The 22,470-nt window shown below is 47.0% G+C and carries 22 protein-coding genes; 13 read left to right on the top strand and 9 right to left on the bottom strand.

Annotation, left to right across the window (positions count from 1 at the left end; translation table 11 throughout):
- The first annotated feature begins 198 nt into the window (after positions 1-198).
- The 6 genes from IMZ16_RS07185 to IMZ16_RS07210 all read left to right on the top strand — a co-directional run bounded on the left by IMZ16_RS07185 (position 199) and on the right by IMZ16_RS07210 (position 6,656).
- Positions 199-3,537, top strand: a complete 3,339-nt coding sequence (locus IMZ16_RS07185; protein ID WP_193439477.1) for a TonB-dependent receptor — start codon at positions 199-201, stop codon at positions 3,535-3,537.
- A 73-nt stretch (positions 3,538-3,610) separates the two neighbouring features.
- On the top strand, positions 3,611-4,045 hold the full coding sequence (locus tag IMZ16_RS07190) for a hypothetical protein (RefSeq protein WP_193439478.1): 435 nt from the start codon (positions 3,611-3,613) through the stop codon (positions 4,043-4,045).
- Positions 4,046-4,085: 40 nt separating this feature from the next.
- The gene (locus tag IMZ16_RS07195; protein WP_073179049.1) at positions 4,086-4,295 is read left to right on the top strand and encodes a hypothetical protein; all 210 of its coding nucleotides are present in this window, start codon (positions 4,086-4,088) and stop codon (positions 4,293-4,295) included.
- A complete protein-coding gene (locus tag IMZ16_RS07200) occupies positions 4,285-4,614 on the top strand; it encodes a hypothetical protein (RefSeq protein ID WP_193439479.1) in 330 nt (109 codons plus the stop codon). Before IMZ16_RS07195 ends, IMZ16_RS07200 begins: the two co-directional genes overlap by 11 nt.
- 3 nt (positions 4,615-4,617) lie before the next feature.
- Complete coding sequence (locus tag IMZ16_RS07205; RefSeq protein WP_193439480.1) at positions 4,618-5,625, top strand: aspartate-semialdehyde dehydrogenase; 1,008 nt, start codon at positions 4,618-4,620, stop codon at positions 5,623-5,625.
- A 38-nt stretch (positions 5,626-5,663) separates the two neighbouring features.
- Positions 5,664-6,656: a cation diffusion facilitator family transporter gene (locus tag IMZ16_RS07210; RefSeq protein ID WP_193439481.1), complete on the top strand. Its 993-nt coding sequence runs from the start codon at positions 5,664-5,666 to the stop codon at positions 6,654-6,656.
- On the opposite strand, the gene IMZ16_RS07215 is transcribed toward IMZ16_RS07210, so the two are convergent.
- Together IMZ16_RS07215 and xrtF are read right to left on the bottom strand one after the other, a co-directional pair.
- Positions 6,653-7,096 (bottom strand): exosortase F system-associated membrane protein, encoded by a 444-nt coding sequence (locus tag IMZ16_RS07215; RefSeq protein WP_073179057.1) that lies wholly within the window; start codon positions 7,094-7,096, stop codon positions 6,653-6,655. The genes IMZ16_RS07210 and IMZ16_RS07215 overlap by 4 nt on opposite strands.
- Entirely contained in the window at positions 7,080-7,604 is a 525-nt protein-coding gene (gene xrtF, locus IMZ16_RS07220; protein ID WP_193439482.1) for an exosortase family protein XrtF, read from the bottom strand. Before xrtF ends, IMZ16_RS07215 begins: the two co-directional genes overlap by 17 nt.
- Positions 7,605-7,660: 56 nt before the next feature.
- Here xrtF and IMZ16_RS07225 point away from each other — a divergent pair, with 56 nt between their 5' ends.
- From IMZ16_RS07225 to IMZ16_RS07250, 6 genes are all read left to right on the top strand, one after another.
- Positions 7,661-8,662: an aminoglycoside phosphotransferase family protein gene (locus IMZ16_RS07225; protein WP_193439483.1), complete on the top strand. Its 1,002-nt coding sequence runs from the start codon at positions 7,661-7,663 to the stop codon at positions 8,660-8,662.
- A gap of 90 nt (positions 8,663-8,752) precedes the next feature.
- The gene (locus tag IMZ16_RS07230; protein ID WP_193439484.1) at positions 8,753-9,172 is read left to right on the top strand and encodes a RapZ C-terminal domain-containing protein; all 420 of its coding nucleotides are present in this window, start codon (positions 8,753-8,755) and stop codon (positions 9,170-9,172) included.
- Positions 9,169-9,882 (top strand): nucleotidyltransferase family protein, encoded by a 714-nt coding sequence (locus IMZ16_RS07235; RefSeq protein ID WP_193439485.1) that lies wholly within the window; start codon positions 9,169-9,171, stop codon positions 9,880-9,882. The genes IMZ16_RS07230 and IMZ16_RS07235 overlap by 4 nt, the downstream gene beginning before the upstream one ends.
- Positions 9,883-10,035: 153 nt before the next feature.
- Positions 10,036-10,743 (top strand): LOG family protein, encoded by a 708-nt coding sequence (locus IMZ16_RS07240; RefSeq protein ID WP_227411586.1) that lies wholly within the window; start codon positions 10,036-10,038, stop codon positions 10,741-10,743.
- A gap of 38 nt (positions 10,744-10,781) precedes the next feature.
- Positions 10,782-11,255 carry a DUF6702 family protein gene (locus tag IMZ16_RS07245; RefSeq protein WP_317173200.1) on the top strand — a complete coding sequence of 158 codons (474 nt, stop codon included), beginning with the start codon at positions 10,782-10,784 and terminating at the stop codon, positions 11,253-11,255.
- Positions 11,256-11,299: 44 nt separating this feature from the next.
- A complete protein-coding gene (locus IMZ16_RS07250; protein WP_193439487.1) occupies positions 11,300-11,731 on the top strand; it encodes a nucleoside deaminase in 432 nt (143 codons plus the stop codon).
- 1 nt (position 11,732) lies between these two features.
- Here IMZ16_RS07250 and IMZ16_RS07255 read toward each other — a convergent pair whose 3' ends face one another.
- The 5 genes from IMZ16_RS07255 to IMZ16_RS07275 all read right to left on the bottom strand — a co-directional run bounded on the left by IMZ16_RS07255 (position 11,733) and on the right by IMZ16_RS07275 (position 19,286).
- The gene (locus tag IMZ16_RS07255; RefSeq protein ID WP_193439488.1) at positions 11,733-12,497 is read right to left on the bottom strand and encodes a type III pantothenate kinase; all 765 of its coding nucleotides are present in this window, start codon (positions 12,495-12,497) and stop codon (positions 11,733-11,735) included.
- The gene (locus IMZ16_RS07260; protein ID WP_193439489.1) at positions 12,494-14,359 is read right to left on the bottom strand and encodes a M1 family metallopeptidase; all 1,866 of its coding nucleotides are present in this window, start codon (positions 14,357-14,359) and stop codon (positions 12,494-12,496) included. Before IMZ16_RS07260 ends, IMZ16_RS07255 begins: the two co-directional genes overlap by 4 nt.
- A gap of 61 nt (positions 14,360-14,420) precedes the next feature.
- Positions 14,421-16,079: a DUF6909 family protein gene (locus IMZ16_RS07265; protein WP_193439490.1), complete on the bottom strand. Its 1,659-nt coding sequence runs from the start codon at positions 16,077-16,079 to the stop codon at positions 14,421-14,423.
- Positions 16,080-16,181: 102 nt separating this feature from the next.
- On the bottom strand, positions 16,182-16,790 hold the full coding sequence (locus IMZ16_RS07270; RefSeq protein WP_394368270.1) for a C40 family peptidase: 609 nt from the start codon (positions 16,788-16,790) through the stop codon (positions 16,182-16,184).
- Between the two features lie 294 nt (positions 16,791-17,084).
- Positions 17,085-19,286 carry a glutamine synthetase III family protein gene (locus IMZ16_RS07275; RefSeq protein ID WP_193439492.1) on the bottom strand — a complete coding sequence of 734 codons (2,202 nt, stop codon included), beginning with the start codon at positions 19,284-19,286 and terminating at the stop codon, positions 17,085-17,087.
- Positions 19,287-19,453: 167 nt separating this feature from the next.
- On the opposite strand from IMZ16_RS07275, the gene IMZ16_RS07280 reads away from it, so the two are divergent.
- Entirely contained in the window at positions 19,454-21,733 is a 2,280-nt protein-coding gene (locus tag IMZ16_RS07280) for a DUF5686 family protein (RefSeq protein ID WP_193439493.1), read from the top strand.
- Positions 21,734-21,800: 67 nt separating this feature from the next.
- Here the strand turns inward: IMZ16_RS07280 and rpmA are convergent, their stop codons facing one another.
- Positions 21,801-22,058, bottom strand: a complete 258-nt coding sequence (gene rpmA, locus IMZ16_RS07285) for a 50S ribosomal protein L27 (protein ID WP_073179078.1) — start codon at positions 22,056-22,058, stop codon at positions 21,801-21,803.
- A gap of 28 nt (positions 22,059-22,086) precedes the next feature.
- Complete coding sequence (rplU, locus tag IMZ16_RS07290; protein ID WP_073179080.1) at positions 22,087-22,461, bottom strand: 50S ribosomal protein L21; 375 nt, start codon at positions 22,459-22,461, stop codon at positions 22,087-22,089.
- Positions 22,462-22,470: the final 9 nt, after the last annotated feature.

Here is a 22,470-nt window from a genome sequence, read left to right on the forward strand (position 1 = left end):
ATCTTACAATTTCCGCTTTTTTTGCGATATTCTGAATTATGATTTTTATCATATAAATTTTAAACTGCTGATTTTCAGCAATTTATGAAACTTATTTAATTTAGATTGCTAAAAGTTAACATTAAGTTAATAAACAAGATTTAAATAAATCACATTTTTGCATAAATTTTCTGTAAAGAACCAAAAATATATAAAGGAATGAATACAGTGAAAAAATCAGTGCTCATAGCTGCCATCGCCTTTGCTGGCTATGGCACGGTGCACGCTCAGGTTACGACTTCGAGCATCCAGGGTGTGGTGGCTCAGGCTTCCGGCGCTACGGTAACGGCTACGCACCTTCCTTCCGGAACGGTGTACACCGGTACGGCGGACAATGCCGGTGGCTTTACGCTCCCGAATATGCGTGTGGGCGGCCCTTACCGCGTGGAGATTACAAAAGCAGGTGAAGCGCCTGAAGTTTATGATGATATTTATCTGGAACTTGGCGTTCCATTCGTGCTAAATACAAGCGCTGCCGCCAACAATGATGGTGCTGTGAAAACTACTATCCTTAGGGAAGTGGCAATCACCGGGACGCGGTCCAAGACAAACATCAACAGAACCGGTGCTGCAACCAATGTGGGGCAGAAAACCATTCAGGAACTTCCACAAATTAATAGGAGTATTACAGATTTTACAAAGCTGACCCCACAGGCTAACGGTACATCATTTGCGGGTCGGGATGCGCGCTACAACAATTTGCAGATCGACGGGGCGAACTTTAATAACGGCTTCGGTCTTAGTACCAATCCGCTGCCAGGTGGTGGTTCCCAGCCAATTTCTTTGGACGCCATAGAGGAAATTACCGTAAACATCGCCCCATTTGATGTTACACAGTCCGGTTTTACCGGCGCCGGTATTAATGCTGTAACGAAATCTGGAACGAATAAGTTTCACGGATCATTATACGGCTACTATAACGGGAAAGATCTAAACGGCTGGAAGATTAACGGTGAGGAGATCACAAAATTAAGGGGGGCAAAAACGATCAACGGTCTTACATTTGGCGGGCCGATTTTAAAGAACAAATTGTTCTTCTTCGTAAGCGGCGAGATGGAAAAATCCACCGGAGCAAATGCTAGCGGTGCAAATCTTTGGAAAGCTTCTCAGGATGGCGTCGCTAACACTGCTACGAATACGACGAGAGTTCTTGAGTCTGACCTTATTGCTGTACGCAATCACTTGATTAACAGATGGAACTACGATCCGGGTAGGTATCAGGGGTATGCTGATGAAGCGGAACAGCACGGTAACAAGTTCTTAGCCAGAATTGATTGGAATATCAACCCTCAGCATAAGCTTGCGGTACGGTACAATTATCTAAAAGGCGAATCCATGCAGGTTGCCAACGGCAGCTCCGGCCCTCAGCCGAGGTCTTCCTGGAATAGGGTAAGCGAAAATGCAATGACTTTTGAGAACGGTAATTACTCTTTTACAAACGAAGTTCAATCGGTAACTGCGGAGCTGAATTCAACTTTTAGTAATAGATTTTCGAATAAATTCTTATTCACTTACTCGAAAATTCAGGACACAAGAAGTACTCCGAGTGGCCAGCTGTTCCCGTTTGTTGACATCTGGAAGGGTGGGGGTAACTATATTTCTTTCGGGACAGAGCTGTTCTCTTATTTGAATGATGTGGTTAATGATAATTATTCCTTTATTAACAACATCACTTATAACGCAGGCAAGCACGCCATTACCGGGGGTATAGCCTATGAAATCCAGAAATTTGGTAATTCCTATACCCGTATGGGAACGGGCTATTACAGATATAATTCTGTAGAAGATTTTCTAAAAACCGGTACACCGGACGAAGTTGCCCCAATTAATTTCGGTTTAACTTATCCATATGCTGGTCAGGAAACATATGCGAGAGTAAATTTCGGATTGGGATCCCTCTATGTGCAGGATAAGTTTTCTGTAACTGACCGCTTTAATTTCACAATAGGTCTTCGCGCAGAACTTCCGTTTTATCTTAATGATTTAACTGCTAACCCTGCTATTGATGCGCTGCAGTTCGTAGACCAGGATGGAAATCAGAGGAATTACTACTCTTCCAAATGGCCGGATCAGAAAGTTCAGCTGTCCCCAAGGTTTGGATTTAACTTTGACGCGCTTGGTGACCGCTCGCTAATTTTCAGAGGTGGAACAGGTATATTCTATGGAAGAATCCCGTTCGTATGGCTAACGAATATGCCTACAAACGCAGGGGTATTGCAGAACACCATAGAGCCGTCCTATGAATCTGCCGCACCTTGGATTGGCCAGATCCGCTTCCATCCGGAGGATATTTATTATTATGTAAATAATCCTGTGTATTATACCAACCCTAAAGGTGAAAAGGTAACGCCATTTATATCTTCGCCAAGTGGCGGGGCTCCTGGTACAATTGCTACCGTGGATGATAAATTCAAAATGCCTGCTGTATGGAGATCAAGTTTAGGAATTGATTACAAAATACCAAACACTCCCGTTACATTCACTACTGATATTCTTTACACAAAAGATGTAAATGCGGTGTTTCAGTACAATCCGAACAGGAAGCCGTCCGGTGTTAGTATGACCAATCTGCCGAGAGAGTTTTATCCTGCAGCTCCTAAGGGACAGACTGCTGTATATCAGGTAAATCCGGCAATTGGTGCCAATAATGTAACGGTATTGACCAATACCAATGAGAAGGGGCATGCGTTTTCAGTGACCGGCGGCTTTAACATTCGCCCTTGGCATGGATTATCTGGCTCTGCTTCCTACACCTATTCTGAAGCAAAAGATGTTACTAGCAACCCAGGTTCCGCGGCTGGATCTGCTTGGCAAGGCCTTCCATCAATAAACAACCCTAATGAGCAGATTCTCAGCACCTCAGATTTTGCTATCCCTCACCGGGTAACTGCGAACATCAGCTACAATATGCCTTGGGGAACTACTATTGGTGCATATTATAATGGCTCCAACCAAGGGCGCTTCTCATACTATTATAGTGGAGATATAAACGGTGATAATATTGCATATGACCTGCTTTATATACCACAGAATACAGCGGATATGAAGTTTGCGCCAATTACTGATAACAAAGGGAATGTCCTTTATACTGCTCAACAGCAGAGAGATGCTTTCGAGAAATATATCGTCGATAATAAGCTGGACAAATACAGAGGTTCCTTTGTGCCCCGTAATGCAGGCCTTCTGCCTTGGCTAAATAGGGTAGACTTAAGAATATCTCAGGATCTTTTCCGGGATATGCTGGATAAAGGCCATAAACTGCAGATTTCCCTTGATATTGTAAACTTTGGGAATATGTTAAATTCTGATTGGGGAATACAAGACAGAGTTCTCTCAAACGGACGCAGCGTGCTGAAAAAAGTTGAGAGAGAAGCCGTCGCAGATCCAACATTCCAAATGCTTATGGATGGGAAAGATTTAGTGACAACACCTTATAGGCCGGTAAGTTCAAGATTTACCACCTGGAGTGCAAACTTCGGTATTAAGTATATGTTCTAAAAACACACTTATTATTTTTATTTTCCCGGCCCCACAGCCGGGATTTTTTTATCTTTGCTCAAAACAAACAATTATGGATTTTAATCTAATGCTTAACGCCCACCGTGGCTTCGCTTACCTCGTCCTGCTGGCAACGGCGGTTTTTCTCGTAGCACTTGCAATGGCAATGTTTGGCTACAGCGGCAGAATTAGCAAATTCCTGCAAAAGTCTACCCTTGCCACGATGATTCTGTTCCACATTCAGGCGCTCATCGGCCTGGTATTGCTGCTCTTCTTTTCAGACGGCTTCAAAGCGGCAAGAGAATCCGGAATGCTGATGAAAGACCCGGTGCTTCGCCACACCTATGTAGAGCATCCCACAGCGATGGTGATTGCCGTAGCGCTGATGACCATCGTAAACAAGAAATTCAAAACCAACACCCACCTGAGAATGCCTTGGGTGGTGATGGCCCTCATCGCTGTAGCCCTGATGCTGTGGGCGTTTCAGTGGCAAAGGCTGTTTGGGTAAGCGTTTAAGGTTAAATGTTTAATGTTCAAAATTTGAGGCGATGACGATTTTGGTAGAAATCCCGGATAATAAAGAAAGTTTCGCACTGGAAGTTCTGCGCAGCCTGAAGTTTGTGAAAAAAGCGGAAGTTGCCGAGCAGGATGAGCCTGAACTTCTGAAAGACATACGGGAAGCCGTGCACAATCTGAACCTTGTGAAGAAAGGCAAAATGGAGGCGAAACCTGCAAGAGAGCTTCTGGATGAGCTTTGAAATATTTACAATTCCACCGTTCGACAAGCAGCTAAAGGCGTTGTCAAAAATGTATTCATCAATCAAAAGAGATTACGATGAATTGCTTACTGAATTGGAAACTGATCCGCTAATTGGCGTTGCCATTGGGAATCAGTGCCGAAAACTCAGAATGAAAATCTCTTCAAAAAACAAAGGTAAAAGTGGCGGTGGAAGGGTAATTGCTTATGTGGCAATTTCTAAAAACTCGGTTTATCTTTTGGCGATTTATGATAAATCCGAGAAGGAAACCGTTTCCGAAAAAGAAATTTCCGCACTGCTGAAATTTATTGAAGATTAAGATATGAAACTTGCTGTTGTAGGTGCTACAGGAATGGTTGGGCAGGTGATGCTCAAGGTTTTGGAAGAGCGGAACTTCCCAGTTTCCGAGCTGATTCCCGTGGCTTCCGAAAAATCTGTCGGCACGAATATTTCTTTCAAAGGAAATGCTTACAAAGTGGTTTCTTTGGAGAAGGCTGTCGAACTAAAACCGAAAATTGCGCTGTTTTCTGCGGGCGGACAAACCTCTCTGGATTGGGCGCCGAAATTTGCGGAAGCTGGCTGTACCGTGGTCGATAATTCTTCGGCGTGGAGAATGGATGCCGGCAAAAAACTCGTAGTGCCGGAGATCAATGCCGATGTTCTCACGAATAACGATAAAATCATTGCAAATCCCAACTGTTCCACAATTCAGCTGGTGATGGTTCTGGAGCCGCTTCGCAAAAAATACGGACTGAAACGCGTCATAGTTTCCACATATCAATCCGTAACTGGAACTGGTAAAAACGCTGTAAACCAGCTGGAAAGTGAGATTGAAAATTATATCAGCCCAAATTCTTCGGCAGCGGAAAAAGTTTACCCTTACCCGATTTTCAAAAATGCACTGCCGCACTGCGATGTATTTTCGGATGATTTTTACACCAAAGAAGAGCTGAAACTGATGCGTGAACCGAAGAAAATTCTTCGCGACGAAAGTTTCGGAATTTCTGCTACGGCGGTTCGCGTTCCGGTGCAGGGCGGCCATTCCGAAAGCGTAAACATCGAGCTTCAGAAGGATTTTGAGCTGGAAGAAGTCCGCGAAGTTTTAAGCCAGATGCCCGGCGTGAAAGTTCTGGACGATTTGGAAAATCTGCAGTATCCTATGCCGCTTTTTGCCGAAGGTAAGGACGAAGTTTTCGTGGGAAGAATCCGCCGAGATTTTTCTCAGCCCAACACGCTGAATCTCTGGATAGTTGCCGACAATCTTCGCAAAGGTGCCGCCACAAACACCGTGCAAATCGCGGAATACCTTGTGCAGCAAGGTTGGGTTTAAAGCAAAATTTCCACAAATTCAGCTGATTATTTAAAAAAATGAGGCCGTCCGAAAAAACGAAATTCTCATTCCAGCGCAATGTAGCTGTGGTGGGAATTTTGCTTTTTGCGGGAAAACTTTTAGCGTGGCTGCTCACCGATTCTGATGCGATTTTCTCCGATGCGATGGAAAGCATCGTGAATATCATTGCCGCTTTTATGGGTCTTTATTCGCTGCACATCGCATCAAAACCACGCGATTCCGACCATCCTTACGGCCACGGAAAGATCGAGTTCGTCACTTCCGCTGTGGAAGGTGCGCTGATCATCTTTGCCGGAATAATGATTATCATTCAGGCGGGAACCTCGCTGGCAAAAGGCAACGAGCTTCAGAAACTGGACTGGGGGATTCTCATCGTAGCGGCAACCGCAGCCATCAATTATTTTATGGGCTATCTCTCCGTGCAGAAGGGCATCAGGGAAAATTCCGCCGTGCTGATTGCCTCTGGAAAACATCTGCAGAGCGACACCATCACAACAGCCGGTGTAGTGCTGAGTTTGGTGCTTGTTTACTTCACGAAAATTTTCTGGATTGATGCGCTGGTTGCCCTGTTTTTCGGCGGCTACATCATTTTCGTTGGGTATAAAATTATCCGCAGTTCTTTGGTCGGGATTATGGATGAGGCCGATGTAGAGCTGCTCTCTGGCATTGCGGAATTTCTTGAAAAAAAACGGCAGCCACAGTGGATTGATGTGCACAATATGAAAATTCAGCAGTATGGCAGCAGCCTGCACATCGATGCGCACCTTACTTTGCCGTGGTATCTGGAGCTTCGTGCGGCGCACGCCGAAATGGAAAACATCGTGAAGGAGATTGCGCAGCATCTTGACCGGCCTGTGGAGTTCAATTTCCATATGGATGACTGCCAGGCCTTCAGTTGCCACATCTGCACGCTGGAAAACTGCCCTGCGCGCAAACAGCCATTATCCCAAAAAATCACCTGGAATTTTAAGACAATTACACAGCCTGAAAAGCACGGGAAAGGCCACTAAGCGAGATTTCTCTTCTGCATCTCCCTCCGGTAATAAAACATCGGGACAATCAGCAGGATGGCTATTGGCTGGATGACAAAGCGGCGCACATAGAATGAAAACAAATTGCCAATGCTGAATTCGGTGTGCAGGCAGTAGAGATAGATAGGAAAGGCAATCGCAAAGACGAGGGCTATTAATAATGCTGCCTGAACTGTCCACCTTTTATTCCGGAATAAAAAATGAACGATGACGAGCGAAAAAACCAGGTTGAGAACGAAGCGGAATAAGTGGCTGAGAATCAGCGGCAGCCATTCGAACTGTGGGAATTTTCCGTGCTTATCGGCTTCGTGGAAATACTGCAAAAAAGGGTCGTAAAACAGTTGGTCTTCGAAAAAGCGCACCGCAACCAAGCCTGCAATTCCTGCCAAAACCAAGAGCCAATCAAAAAGCCTTCTCATCTTTCAGCACAAAAACTTTAATCCAAACCAGCCACAAAATCACAACGCTGCCGTAAATTACCGCAGGAAAAAGATAATCGTGGCCGATTTTAAAATATTTCTCGCCCTGAAAATACATCAGGTTCAGCCCAGCAATTCGTAACACATTCATAATGTGTAAGATAACGAGCGAAATCAGCGCGAAAACGAAGGTTTTCCTTCCTTTATAAAAAGCAAAAACGAACGCCAAAAACAGAATCATCACGGAAATCGCATTGCAGCCCTCCACCATTCTGGTCGGCATTTTTCCGTTCACCTGAAAATACGCCGTTTCGTAGCGGTGGTCCGGGATTAATTTTGATTCATATCCCAAAAAATTCTGCACGGCAACCACCTGTTTCCCCACCCACATTGAAACTGAATCCAAACCGCTCTGCGTGTTGAGATACAGCTGGTAAAGCAGCAACAGCGCAATGTAGATGAGCACGAAGCGCAGAAGGATTTTCAGTACTGGTTTGAAATCGGACATCGTTGCAAAGATAGGTTTTGGCTTCAAATTTGGCAAAAATCTTAAATTTGTAAGCGATGACGGACGAACAGGCATTAGAGTTTTTCGAAAATTTTTCCGCCGGAAATGTGCGGGATTTTAAAAGGCTGGCGCAAAGCGGTTCGGCAAGAATTAACTGGCTGGCAACTTCCGGTGATGAAAATTTCATCGTGACTTTCAACGAAAATCTTCGGGAAAATGAAGCCTTCTTTTATTTCTCAGAACTTTTTTCCGAACTGAATCTCAATACGCCGGCAGTTTTGAAAATTTCGGATGACCGCAAAATCTATGTTCAGGAATTTCTCGGCGCAAAAACCCTGTCGGAAATTATTGCGGCAGAAGGCACTTCGCAGCGTGTGAAAAATCTCGTAAGGCAAACCCTGACCAAGCTTTACACGCTTCAAACTAAAACTTTAGGGAAAACGGATTTTGCCAAAACCTTCGAGTACGAAAGCTACGATGCGCTGCCTGTGATGCACGATTTGTATTATTTCAAAAACTTCATTGCGGATGTTATGGAGCTGCATTACCACAAATCTTCACTGCTGAAAGAATTCCTGAAACTGACGGAGATTGTGGAAAACCTGCAACCTAAAGTATTGATGCTCAGGGATTTTCAGGCGCGGAATATTTTGGTGAACGACCAGGACGAAGTTTTCTTTATCGACTATCAATCTGCGATGGAAGGCCCAGCGATTTACGATGCGGTTTCGTTTCTGTTTCAGGCGAAGGCCAATTTTCCAGAAGATTTCAAAAATGAAATGCTGGAATTTTATTTTTCACTTTGGGAAAATGAAGCGCAACGCAATCAACTAAAATTTTCGTTGAAGCCCGTAATGCTGATGCGCTTCCTGCAGGTTCTGGGGGCATACGGTTTTCGCGGGCTGGTTCAGCGGAAGCCACATTTTCTGCAGAGCCTGAATCTCGGCATAAAAAACATCACGGAATTTTCAGAAAACTGGGAAGAAATGCAGCATTTCCCGGAACTCAAATCCGTAATTGCTCAGCTCGATTCTAAAAGAACTGAGATTACGACATAAGAGCCAACGCATAAGCCAACAGATTTTAGCGAAATGCAAGCCTACGGCTAACAAATTTTTCCTTAGTTTTACGGCTGAAAGTCTGATTTTATGGCGCTGAATATCGACATCCATAGTTTTTCGTACAAGAAGGGCGGCATCCCGAAGGATGAGTCGGGAAATGGCGGCGGTTTCGTTTTCGATTGCCGCGGCATCCTGAATCCCGGCAGAATAGATGAATATAAATCGCAAACAGGCAGCGATGAAGCCGTGAAAAATTACCTGAAGGAAAAAACGAAAATCCACGATTTTCTGAGCGCTGCTGAGCAGATTATTTCCATCAACATCGATGATTATCTGGAGCGCGGCTTCGAAAATCTGCAAATCAATTTCGGGTGTACAGGTGGGCAGCACCGCTCGGTTTACGCCGCCAACTACATCGCAGAATTTATCCGCGAAAAATATCCGCAGGTTTCGGTGAAACTGACGCACGACGAACAACCGCAACTGAACCAAAACGCTGCAGAATGAAGGCGATGATTTTCGCGGCAGGAATGGGCACCCGCCTGAAACCCTTTACAGACAGGCATCCGAAGGCTTTGGTTCCGGTGAACGGCGTTCCGATTTTAGAGAGAAATATTCGCTATCTTCAGAGTTTCGGGATTAATGAATTCGTGATTAACATCCATCATTTCGCGGAGCAAATTGTTGATTTTTTAGAAAAAAATAAAAATTTCGGAGCGATAATTGAGCTTTCCGACGAAAGCGCGGAGCTTTTGGAAACCGGCGGAGGCTTGCTATTTGCCAAAAATTTTCTGAATGGCGATGAAGATTTCCTGGTGATGAACGCCGATATTCTCACCGACCTGGATTTACGACCGTTCATCAGCAATCATCTTCAAAACAAAAATCTGGTGACGCTTGCCGTTTCGGCAAGGGAAAGCTCGCGTAAACTTCTGTTTAATGATGAGATGATTTTGCGCGGCTGGATCAACCATAAAACCGGAGAGCAAAGGCTGGCGGAAACTAATTCTGGATTTAAAGAGCTGGCTTTCAGCGGGATACACTGCATTACCCCGAAATTTTTCAGCCTGATGAAGCGTACAGGAAAATTTTCGATTATGGAAGAATATTTGGATTTGATGAAGTCGGAAAAGATTTTCGGCTATGAGCATCAGGCCAAACTAATCGATGTAGGCAGGGCAGAATCGGTGAAGGAAGCGGAACTTCTATTTAAGTAAAAAGTTTAAGAACCGAGACACAAGAACCAAGGACAAAGTAAAAAGTAAGCTTACGGCATAAAGCCTATAGCGTAAAGCGATTAAGTAATGAAAACCAACAAGATACAGCCAGATTACGATGTAAAAAAAGACGAGAGCCTGATAAATCCTGCGGTGGAAAACGAGGACGGCAGGCTGCAGGAGAGCTTCCGCAGGAAGACCTGGAATGAGAAGGTGACGAAGGATAGCTGGATGGTATTTAAGGTGATGGCGGAGCTTGTGGAAGGCTACGAAAAAATGGCGAAAGTTGGGCCGTGCGTTTCGATTTTCGGTTCGGCAAGATTGAGCCCGGAGGATAAGTATTACAAAATGGCGACAGAAATTGCGCATAAAATCACGGAGCTTGGGTTTGGCGTGATTACAGGTGGCGGCCCGGGAATTATGGAAGCTGGCAACAAAGGCGCTTTTGAAAACAACGGTACTTCAGTAGGGCTGAATATCGACCTGCCCTTCGAGCAGCACCTGAATCCTTACCTCAATCCGCAGTATGCGATGAATTTCGATTATTTCTTTGTGCGGAAGGTGGTTTTCGTGAAATATTCCCAGGGCTTCATCGTGATGCCGGGCGGTTTTGGAACGCTGGATGAACTGACTGAGGCGCTGACATTAATCCAAACTAAAAAAATCGGGAGGTTCCCAATCGTGCTGGTTGGCAGCGATTTCTGGGCACCGCTTCTGGACTGGTTCAAAGATACGCTGCTTGCCAACAACCTGATTTCCGAGCAGGACCTGAACCTTTACAGGGTGGTGGATTCTGCGGATGAAGCTGTTGCGCACATCAAGGCGTTTTACGACAAATATGCGGTGAATGTGAATTTCTGATTGGCATATAATTTGAGCAATGTTTGTCAAACGATTTAATGATGAAGAAGTTTTTCAAACAGTTATTTTTTCTCGGGCTTGTGCTTGCAATGAGTTTTGCCAATGCGCAGTTTTACTCATCAATGACGAAGGCTGATTATGTGGAGGGCAACAAGTCGCTGAAATTCACGACAAAAATGAACACGGAGCACATTTCCAATGCCATTAAAATCAATCCAAATACTGCTGGTTTTGAAGCGGAAGTAAAAAAGTATGTGAACCGGAATTTCAATGTGGCGGTGAACGGTAGCGATAAGCCGCTGACCTTTACAGGAAGCCAGGTGAACGGTGAATCGGTATGGGTGTATTTTGAGGCTGGAAGCGTGAGCGATATTAAGTCGCTGAAAATCCGCAATTCGATTTTGATGGATGCCTACCCGAAGCAAACGAATGTGGTAAATGTGGCGTACAAAGGGCAGCAGAAGACGATGAGCTTCCAGAAAGGCAGGGAAAGCAGCGAGATTAGTTTTTAGAATTTGATATATTTCGCCCGAGAATTTCGGGCGTTTTTCTTTTGATGTTTAGCGACGAATATTTTATGCGCCTGGCTTTGAAGGAAGCGGAGGAAGCCTATCATCAGGGCGAAATTCCTGTGGGCTGCGTTGTGGTCTCGCAAAACCGAATCATCGCCAAAAGCCATAATCTGACTGAAACGCTGAACGATGTAACGGCGCACGCTGAAATGCAGGCGATAACTTCTGCCGCAGAATTTTTGGGTGGCAAATACCTGAGAAACTGCACGATGTTTGTAACGCTGGAGCCCTGCGTAATGTGCTGCGGCGCACTGAACTGGGCGCAGATTTCGCGGCTTGTCATCGGTGCAAGGGACGAGCAGAGAGGCTTCATCAGCAAGAAGCTTTCACTGCACCCAAGAACGGAAATGAGCACCGGAATTCTGGAAGCGGAATGCTCAGAGATTGTAAAGCAGTTTTTTCGGGAAAGGCGGTGAGTTAGTCAGAAACATTCATTCCCAAAAAATACAAGCCCTTCAGCGTGTGCAGCCTGTCGGCGATGTGGATTTGCTCGGTGAGTGGCTTGTAGATGTGGGAAACGCCTCCTGTTGCTATCACGAAACAATCGTCTTGAACTTCGGCGTTGATGCGCTGTATGAAGCCTTCCACCATCCCTAAATAGCCATATACCATACCGCTCTGCATACAAGTTTCCGTATCCAGGCCAAGCACAGATTTCGGCTTTATGAGCTCGATTTCCGGAAGCTGCGCCGTTTCGCCCACCAAAGATTTCAGCGAGGTGATGATGCCCGGCGCAATGATAACGCCCACCGTATCGCCATCTGCCCTGATGCAGCTCACGGTAAGTGCCGTGCCGAAATCGATGATGATCTTCGTTTTATCCGGATAAAGCTTGTGCGCCGCCACAAGGTTAGCGTAGATGTCTGTACCCATTTGGTGAGATTTCATCGGCACTTCGCTCGGCGTATTCCTGTCCACCACTATTGGTTTTTTGCCGTGAATTTTCTTGAGCGCCTGAGAAATTTCGTGCGTAAGCTGCGGCACTACGGAACCGATGATGATGCGGTCTATAAGCTGCGGCTCTATGCGGTGCGTTTGGTACAGCATCATAAATTGCGCCTGCATCTCGTCACTTGTTCGGTAGGGCTTAGTGTTGATGACCCAGGAAATATCGCAGTTGTCATCATCGAAAAGCCCGAAACGAATGTTGGAATTGCCGATGTTTACAATGATGGATTTCATCGTTTTCCGTTTTTTGAATTGGTTAAATCTATGAAATTATCTTCCGGGTTTACATCCGCCAACCTTTGCGAAAAATCGATGCCAAGTGCTGCTATTTCGCTTTTACTGAAAGGCAGGGTGAAGCTGTATTCCTTCTGCGTCCAAGGCCAGAAATTCAGCGTGGTAAATTCTCCGTAAACATCCTGCTTCTTCCAGTTTCTCGTGAGGTTGGTAGGGATGTTATAGGTTGTAATTTTTCCATCCTTCGTCAGCACGCCGAAATCTATCGGCATCGGCACGCCGCCTTTGTTGATGAGCGTTACTGTAGTTTCCGCCGCACCGTATTTCACATCCTTTATCGCGTAGTCTATCGTTTTCGTAGTATTTATCCAGTAGTGGTAGAACCATTTTAAATCCATCCCGCTCACTTTCTGGGCGATGTGCATAAAGTCCCTTGGCGCAGGGTGCTTCATCTTCCATTCGTTATAGAATTCCTTCATCACGGTGCTTAGCGCAGGCTCACCGATGATGTAGCCCAGCTCTATCAGGAACATCTGCCCTTTCACATACGAAGCGTGGGAATACGCCGCGCCGCCATCGTGATGATCGGCAAGCCAGGATGCCGGCGTTTCCATTCCTCTTTTGGTAAAATTAATGTAGCGCTGAACGGTGTCGAAAAACGGATTCGGCACAGGGTTTTCCGGCGGGAAGAGCCTGTACATCGCATAATCTTCGGCATAGCTGGTGAAGCCCTCATCCAGCCAGGGATACATACTCTCGTTGCTTGCCAGCATATGCTGATACCAGGAATGCGCCGCTTCGTGGAACATCAGGCCGCAAAGCCTTTCCAGCGTAGGATGCTCGCCCAGCATCAGCGTACACATCCCGTATTCCATACCGCCATCGCCACCCTGGATAAAGGCATAAGACGGATAGACATACCTGCCGAAAGTTGCATTCATCAGCTGGAAAAACTTCGTGACATACGGCTTGCTTTCTTCCCAAAATTTCGTGCGCTCATTTTTTTGGTAAACAAAATAAACCTTCGGACCGTCAAGAATGGTAAAGGAGTCCACAAAATAATCACGGTCTGCCGCCCAGGCGAAATCAAGGATGCTCTTTGCCGTCCACCTCCAGGTTACTTTTCCGTTTTCATCCGGCGTTATTTCCGGGTTCTCTGCATAGCCCTTCACTTCCGTAGGGTTTTCCAGAGTTCCGCCGGCACCTATGATGTAATCCTTATCGATTTTAATGCTCACCTCAAAATCTGCAAATGGCGCGTGAAATTCCCTGCCCACATAATCGAAGGCCGCCCAGCCATCATAATCGTATTCCGCAATCTTCGGGTACCATTGCGTCATCGTCATATCTATGCCCTCGCTGCTGTTCCTGCCTGCCCTGCGGATTTGCTTCGGCACCACGGCATCCCATTCCATCGTGAATGTGGTGGTAGCGTTTGGCTTCAGCGGCGCTGCAAGCTGCACCTTCATCACCGTTTCCTGAATTTCAAATTTCAAATCCCTGCCGTTCTGCTTAATGAAATGGATGTTCTGCGCACCTTCTTCATTTTTCGGGATGCCCTGCAGGCGCGAAACGCCGTTCGTATGAAGCCTGCTATCGCCCATTTTTCCCTGAGCCTGCGCCCTTTGGTCCATCATAGAATTTGGGCGGAAGGCATTCCAGTAAAGGTGGAAGTACACTTCGTGCAGCTCGTCCGGCGAATTATTGGTGTAGGTAATGCTTTGGCTGCCTTTGTAGGTAAAGTTCGCCGCATCTACATCTATTTCCATTTTATATTTCGCAAACTGCTGGTAGTAAGGCTTTTGCTGTGCGGAAAGGAAACTCATCAGCAGGAGAAAAATGATGCTCGGGATTTTTTTCATCTGAATTAAAAAATTTGAAAGATTAAAGGATTAAAAGATGGCGGGACTTAAGCATAAAAAATCAGCCCAGTATCTTTTCGAGAATTTTGTAAGTGATCAGGTAGGTAGGCTTTACGCCGGCAATACCAAGGCCCCCTGAAGAAAGCGTGCTGCCGGTTTCCAGCGGATTGTCCGATGCATAGTAGGCGTAGCACAGGAACAGATCCTTCGAGATGTGCCGCCGGATTTGCGATGCTATCTGTATCGCTTTCTGGTAGTGCGCGCCCTCCATTTCCAGCCCTATCGTTTTCCAGGAGCTGTTCAGGAAGTAGGATAGGATGTCCTTATTCTGCAGCGATGTGCCCAAAACCGTGAGCATACTGCCTTCGAAAACCTGCAAATCTTCGCCTTCGAAGTCGGATTTCTTTAGCGCATTTTCGAACGGGTAATTGTCCGCCGTTCCTTCAAAAATGTGTGAGGTAGGGATCATTATATCGCCCTTCTGCCCTTCCAGGATGCCGGCCTTTCCCATTATGGAAATGGATTTTATCTTCATCATTAATACCTGATCTCCTACCGTGTAGGGCCGCAGCAATTCATCCATAATCTCAAAAGCCTGCTCACCAAAGGCATAATCGAACACCACTATTACATCATCACCGCTGTAGCCGCTGTCTGCAAACGGCGTATCTTCCAGCCGGGTTTTCGCCAGGTCGATAATCTGAACATCAATGTTGCTGCCGGAATTATCCTTGATGTAAATCATCCCGTTCCGCGTGGCGGTTTGCAGCACCTTTTCCTGCAAGGTCCTATCATTGCTGATGTCCTCATAAAGCCTGTAATCCACGGTAGAACTCGCCGTTTTCCCAAGCGCTTCGTTCGCGAAAAGCATATTCTTCACGGAATGCATATTGGCGGAAACTATGTGCAGCGCCTTACCGTTCAGCCCGTTTTTCACCAGGGTTTCCTTCACGGCATCAGCCCATTTTTCACCAAAAAAATGATGCCCTACGCGCTCCCTCAGCACCGCGCTGAAAAATACTTCGCGCTCTCGGATATCTAGCAAATCGTCCAGGCTCGTTTTGCCAAGCCAATAGATGATTTTAAACAGCCTGTCCGGATTTTCATCCGAGCCAAACCTATGGTAGGATTGCAGAATTTCCTCAAAAGTCCGCCCCAGCAGTGCCGAGACTTGCGTGAGCGCCACCTCTTTCTCCTGCCTGCTTTTTTTTGCACCGAGCGCTATTTCCTCAATCATCGCCCAAGCGCGGCGCGGCCTGTAGTCTTCGTCTTTCAAAAAGGCAAGATTGCGGATTTTATCCGCCTCAATGTAGAGGAAGGTGAGGTGGGTAAGTATGTCGTAAATTTCCGACCTGCCCAGCAGAACTTCGATGTTCATCTGGTGCTGATCGATTCGGAAGCAGTTCCGCCGGCGTTTTTTTGGGACAATGACTTCAAATGAGCCCTTGCCAAAACCCTCGTCAGATGTCAGGAATATAAAGGGCGTTTCCTCGATGCCTTCCGGAAGCCTGTCCAGCACATAGAGGAGCCCATCCAGCTCCACCTTGTTGGTGATGCCCATAGAGCCGTAGATTTCCGGAGAAATGGTCATTAGCAGGTTTCTTAGCTGCTCTCCGGAGACACCTCCCGGCTTGAAGAAGCCGCGATAAAAAAGGTGCCGCATGCTCACATATAGCCGCTCTATTGCTACGGTGGTTTCTCGCGCCCGGGAGTTGTTCATTATAAACAGTTGTCGGTTGGGCTACAAAGATAGCAAATCATCCTCGGGCTTAAAATAAAAAAATGCCGCCCAAAAAGCGGCTGTGAAGATAAGTCGTTCGCATTAGTTGCGGACAAATCCGCTGGATTCCGTGAGCATATCGTTTATCACCCGTCTCGCCTGAACAAACCTTGGCCCCCAGTACTTGTCGGAAAGAGCGGAAATCATCACTCCGCGGGATGTGGCTGCGTGAATAAACCGCACCTCGCCGCTTTCATCTACATCGTGCACGATGCCCACATGGCCAATTCTGCCGCCGCCGTGCGAGAAAAATACAAGGTCTCCCACCTTCAGCTCTGAGCGGGAAATGCGCTCACCCTGAGAAGCCTGCGAGGAGGATACCCGCGGCAGGTCTATGCCAAGAGCGGCGCCGAAAACAGACAAAACAAAAGCCGAGCAATCTATCCCGCTTCGGGTGGTGCCCCCGTATCGGTAGGGCGTCCCCAGGTAAGATTCTGCTTCGGCAATTAGGGAGCTTATTTTATTTTCGTGGAGGATGGCTTTCTCTATCTCTGCCTTTTTCCTGGATGCCTCCAGATTGGCGAGGGCGGCATCAATCTGCTTGGATGGGGAGTACTGTTTTTGCGGCTCCGTCAAATCTACTGCCGCAATCGGAGTAACTTTGGCATCAGATTTGTAAGTGTTACTCTGAGGAGAAGCTGGAGCCGACACTACATAATTTGTAACGCAAGACTGCAGGCTTAAAGCGGAAAAAAAAGCGGTCAGGTAAATTAAAACTCTTTTCTTCATATATTTTGTTCTATAGTTGAAAAAGGTTTTGTGATTCACATCAGCAAGGCAAAAGTATAAATAAGCCCCTGATAGGTTGGGCAAATGATCTTTCACAGAACAAATTTTAACATCTTTTAACATTTTCGCTTAAATTTTTAGCAAACTAAAACGCAAAAACCTGAGACATCTCAGGTTTTTGCGTTATTTTATTAAGAGATTTTAACAGCTGTAAATTTACCTCGTGAAAAGCATCTCGCGGTATTTCACCATCGGCCACAGTTCATCATCCACCATCATTTCCACGGCATCGGCAGCATCGCGGATTTTACCAAAACGCGTGCGGACATTGTTGCAGAAAAAATCTGCCTTTTCCTGCGGGTCGGCTATGGCAAGTGCCTCCGCGCGCGCTGCCAGCAGCTCATCTACACCCACCTTGATCTGATGAACATTCGCGGAAAGTTTCCGTATGAGATCCAGCTGCTCCTTGGCAACTTCCTGAAACTCACCCTCCGGGAATATCTCCTTAAGGCCTTTCACATTATCTACCAGCCTGGTTTGGTAATTCAACGCTGCAGGGATGATGTGGTTGCGGGCAATATCGCTGAGGACGCGGGCCTCTATATCCACCTCCATACTGTAGTTTTCCAGCTTGATTTCGTTTCTCGCTTCGAATTCTTTTCTGGTGTAGATGCCGAGTTCCTCGTACAGGTTTATGAATTTTTCATCCAGCTCCAGCTTCAGGGCATCCGGGGTGTTTTTTTTATTGTTAAGTCCGCGTGCCCCCGCTTCCTGCTCCCATTCGGAGGAGTAGCCATCGCCCTCGAACAAGATTTTTTTCATTTGTTTGATGTAATCCCGCAGCACATTGAATATCGCCTCATCCTTCTTTAAATCTTTGGTGAAAATCAGCCGGTCAACTTCCTTTTTAAACTCCTGGAGCTGCTTGGCCATAATGGAGTTCAGCACTATCATCGGCCCAGCGCAGTTTGCCGAGGAGCCTACCGCGCGGAATTCAAATTTATTTCCAGTGAAAGCAAACGGCGAGGTTCTGTTTCGGTCGGTATTATCGAGCAGGATTTCCGGGATTTTGCCGACCACATTCAGTTTCAGCTGGGTTTTTTCCTCGGGGGATAGTTTGCCGTCGTTCACTTTTTCCAGCTCATCCAGCACGGAATATAGGTGGCTGCCGATGAATGCGGAGATGATTGCCGGCGGAGCCTCATTGGCGCCAAGCCTGTAATCGTTGCTCGCGGAAGCTATGCTGGCGCGCATTAAATCTGCATAATCGTGTACAGCCTTCAGAGTATTGATGAAAAATGTGAGGAACCGAAGGTTTTTCTTCGGATTTCTTCCAGGGCTCAGCAGGTTTTCGCCCGTATCTGTGCTAAGGGACCAGTTGTTGTGCTTGCCGCTGCCGTTCACGCCTGCGAAGGGTTTTTCGTGGAAAAGGATGTGGAAATGGTGGCGGTGGGCGATGCGTGCCATCACATCCATCAGCAGCGAGTTGTGGTCTACAGCGATATTGGCCTCCTCGAACATCGGTGCCAGCTCGTACTGGTTAGGCGCCACCTCGTTGTGCCGCGTAGTTACCGGGATGCCCAGCTTTATACATTTTATTTCCAGCTCTTTCATAAAATTCATCACCCGGGTGGGGATCGAGCCAAAATAGTGGTCTTCCAGCTGCTGCCCTTTCGCTGGGGCGTGGCCAAGGAGTGTTTTCCCGGTAATTACAAGGTCCGGCCTTGCCTGGTACAGCGCGGTATCCACGAGGAAGTATTCCTGCTCCCAGCCGAGGGTGGCTATCACCTTGTTCACATTTTTATCAAAATATGATCTGCAAACCTCCGTGGCAGCCGCATCTACAGCGTTCAGAGCGCGCAGCAGAGGAGTTTTATAATCAAGCGCCTCGCCTGTGTAGGAGATGAAGATAGATGGGATGCAAAGCGTGGTACCCATGATGAACGCCGGGGAGGTGGGATCCCAGGCGGTGTAGCCGCGCGCCTCGAAGGTGTTTCGGATGCCTCCGTTCGGGAAGGAGGAGGCATCCGGCTCCTGCTGAATGAGCATATTGCCGCTGAAGCGCTCGATGGCGCGGCCGTCTTCCGTAGGCGTGAAGAAGGAGTCGTGCTTCTCTGCCGTGGTACCGGTGAGCGGCTGGAACCAGTGCGTATAGTGCGTGACGCCCTTGCTCATCGCCCAGTCCTTCATTGCTGCGGCGATCTGGTCCGCCGTGTGCCGCGGGATTTTTTCCCCGTATTTCACGGCAGACTGTATGGCAGAAAAAGCCTCCCTGGTAAGGTAGGCACGCATCGTATTTTCGTTAAAAACATTCTCTCCGAACAGGTCCGAAAGTTTTTCAGGTACCTGCACGGCATTTTCTCTTCTATAATCTCTGAACGGAAGCGCTTTAAGCGCATTAAATCTTAAAGTGGACATATACCCCTATTTTTATGGGGCAAAGTTAGTTTTTTTTGGATAAATTGATGGTAGTACCCCAAGAACTTTTTTGGAAGATTACTTTTTTACTTTTTTCAGCTCGAAATTAAATAAGTGTTTAAATATAATATTTGCCTAAATTTGCAAATCTTTTCCTTTGAATTTTGATGAAAATCAGATACCTGCTGTTCTCATTACTCTTCGCGATTCCGCTGCACGCCCAGGAGGATACGAAGGAGATAGAGGGCGTTACCATAAAATCCGGCATGAGTAAGTACAAAAACAGGCGAGAGAACCCTGCCTATGCCATAATGCAGGAAGTGTGGAGGCGGAAGCGAAGCAACGGACTGGCGCAGTACGACACCTACAGGTACAAAGAGTATGAAAAAATCGAGATAGATGCGGCGAATCTCGACAGTGCTTTTACGAAGAAAAGGCTCTTCCGCAATATGGACTTCATCTTCGATTATGCAGACTCGACAGCAAGCGGAAAGCTGGTGCTCCCGCTTTTTATCAATGAGTCGATCTATAAAACCACCGGGGAGAACCGACCGCAGCAGAGAAGGAAGCGCCTGCTGATCGCGCAGAAAAATTCAGGCTTTGAAGGCAACCAGGTCATTACCAAAACCGCGCAGAACCTCTACCGCGACATCAATATCTACGACAATACGCTGAATTTCTTCGATATCGGCTTCCCGAGCCCCGTGTCCTCCGACGGCTTTTCCACCTACGACTACGAGCTGATGGAGGAAACCGTGCGCAACGGTGCCGAAGTATACCGGATAAAATTCCAGCCAAAGCGTGCCGATGTGCAGGCATTCGCCGGGGTGCTTTATATTTCGAAAGAAAGCTATGCCGTGGTGCAGGCAAACCTCCGTTCCACGAAGCAGCTGAATGTAAATTTTGTGAACTCCATCGCGCTACAGCTTTCTTACGACAACCCGGATGAGCATACCTTCCTTCCGCTGCAGGTCTATACCGAGCTACAGCTCTCCATTTTATCCAAAAGTAAAGAAGCTCAATCCATGCTCGCCAAACGCACGCTGAATATCTCCGATTACGAACTCAATGTGCCGCTAAACAATGCTGACTTTGAAACCAGAAAAGAGGAGCTAGAGCCGGATTTCGCATCGCAAGATGAAGAGTTTTGGATAAATTCGCGCGCCGAGGAGCTTACGAATCAGGAGAAGGCCATCTACGAAATGCATGAAAAACTGAAACAAAATCCGAAATTTCAGCGTGTAGTAAAGGCTTATGAAACTTTGGAGTCCGGCTATGTGAATTTCGGAAATAAAATCGATATCGGGAATCTCTACAGCATCTATGGCCGAAATGCTGTGGAGGGCGACCGTATCCGGCTGGATGCTCGCACTTACTTTTCTCAAAATGATATGTGGCGCGTGCAGGGCTATCTGGCATACGGCTTCCGCGACGGGAATTTCAAGTACGGCGGAGAGGCCAAATATATGTTCAATAAAGTGAACCGCCTTACCCTCGGGGTGGCGGGGCGCAAAGATATCGTGCAGATGGGCGTGCAGCTGACTGGCGACGAAGGCATTATGAGCAGGACTTTTGCGTCTTCATCTGTTTTCAGCCGTGGGGAAAATGCCTCCCTAAGCGAGGTAGGGCAGGGGAATATTTTCACATCAATAGAACCCTGGAAAAACATCCAGCTGCGGCTGGACGGCACTCTGCAAAGCATACGATCCGCAAACCCAGAGGGTTTCAATCTGGAATATTTCCGCCAGGGCGAGCCTCGGAAAACAGTGAACGATTCTCACCTAAGCCTCAGCGTTATCGCCAGGCCGGGCGCGCTTTACTCGAAGAGCGGCGTGGAGCGCAGCGAGCACTCCACCCTGGCGGCCACCATTGTGGCACGGTACTCCCGCGGCATCGAGGGGCTTTTCAATGCAGATTTTACCTACGATAAACTTCAGCTGCTTCTTTATAAGCCTTTCCTCACAGGGAGCTGGGGAAGGATGGAGTTGAGCCTGGAGGGTGGCAAAAATTTTCAGACTTTGCCGCTGGCGCTTCAGAATGTGATCCCTGGCAACCAATCCTATTCGGTGGTGCAGAATACTTTTGCACAGCTGAATTATTATGAATTCGTAGCCGAGCAATATGCAACCCTGCATCTTGAACATCATTTCAACGGGAAACTTTTCTCCTTTCTGCCCATTCTGCAAAAATTGAAATTAAGAGAAATACTGATGTTCCGCTCGGCGGTGGGCTCGCTGAGCGACGAGGCGAAATCCATCAATGTGGATGGCTGGCGGTACTCTGCGCCGGCAGAGCACCCGTATTATGAATATGGCTTCGGGATTGAAAATATCGGGGTCGGCAATCTTCGCCTCTTCAGGCTAGATTTCAACTGGCGGGGCAATTATTTGGAAAACCCCGGGGCGAAACGGTTCGGGGTAAAGTTCGGCTACAGATTCTATTTCTAAATCAGCAAAAAATAAACAAAAAAAATCCCGGCAAAACTGTCGGGATTTTTAATGCTATGTAATCTGCTTAAGCGTTAGGCTCTACAGAAACGAAAGACCTTTTGTTGGCTTTCTTTGTGAATACCACCTTGCCATCTACCAGTGCGAAGAGCGTATGGTCTTTGCCCATACCCACATTTTCGCCAGGGTGGTGCTTAGTTCCGCGCTGCCGCACGATGATGTTTCCGGCAATGGCATTCTGCCCGCCAAAAATCTTTACTCCAAGCCGCTTGGATTCTGACTCTCTACCGTTTTTGGAGCTACCAACTCCTTTCTTGTGTGCCATCTTATTCTAAGGGTTTTGGGTTAAAAACTTAATTTTCTGCAGCAGCCTCTTCCGCGTTTTCGGCCTGCGTCTGCTTAGCCGCCGTACCATCGGTAAGCCCATTGATCCCTGTGATACGGATCTGCGTCATTTGCTGCCTGTGGCCGTTTTTCTTCGCGTAGCCTTTTCTGCGTTTTTTCTTGAAGACGATCACCTTATCCGCCTTCACATGATCGATAATTTCTGCATCCACGGAGATGCCATCTACAGCCGGGGCGCCCACTGTGGTTGTGCCGTTTACAGTCAGGAGAACTTTATCGAAGCTCACTTTGTCGCCTATCTCCCCTTGCAGACGGTTTACAAACAGCTTGCGGTCTTGCTCAACTTTATATTGAAGCCCTGCTATTTCTACAATTGCAAACATGTCTTATAT

The organism is Cruoricaptor ignavus (assembly GCF_014961145.1).
Taxonomy (GTDB): Bacteria; Bacteroidota; Bacteroidia; order Flavobacteriales; family Weeksellaceae; genus Cruoricaptor; species Cruoricaptor ignavus.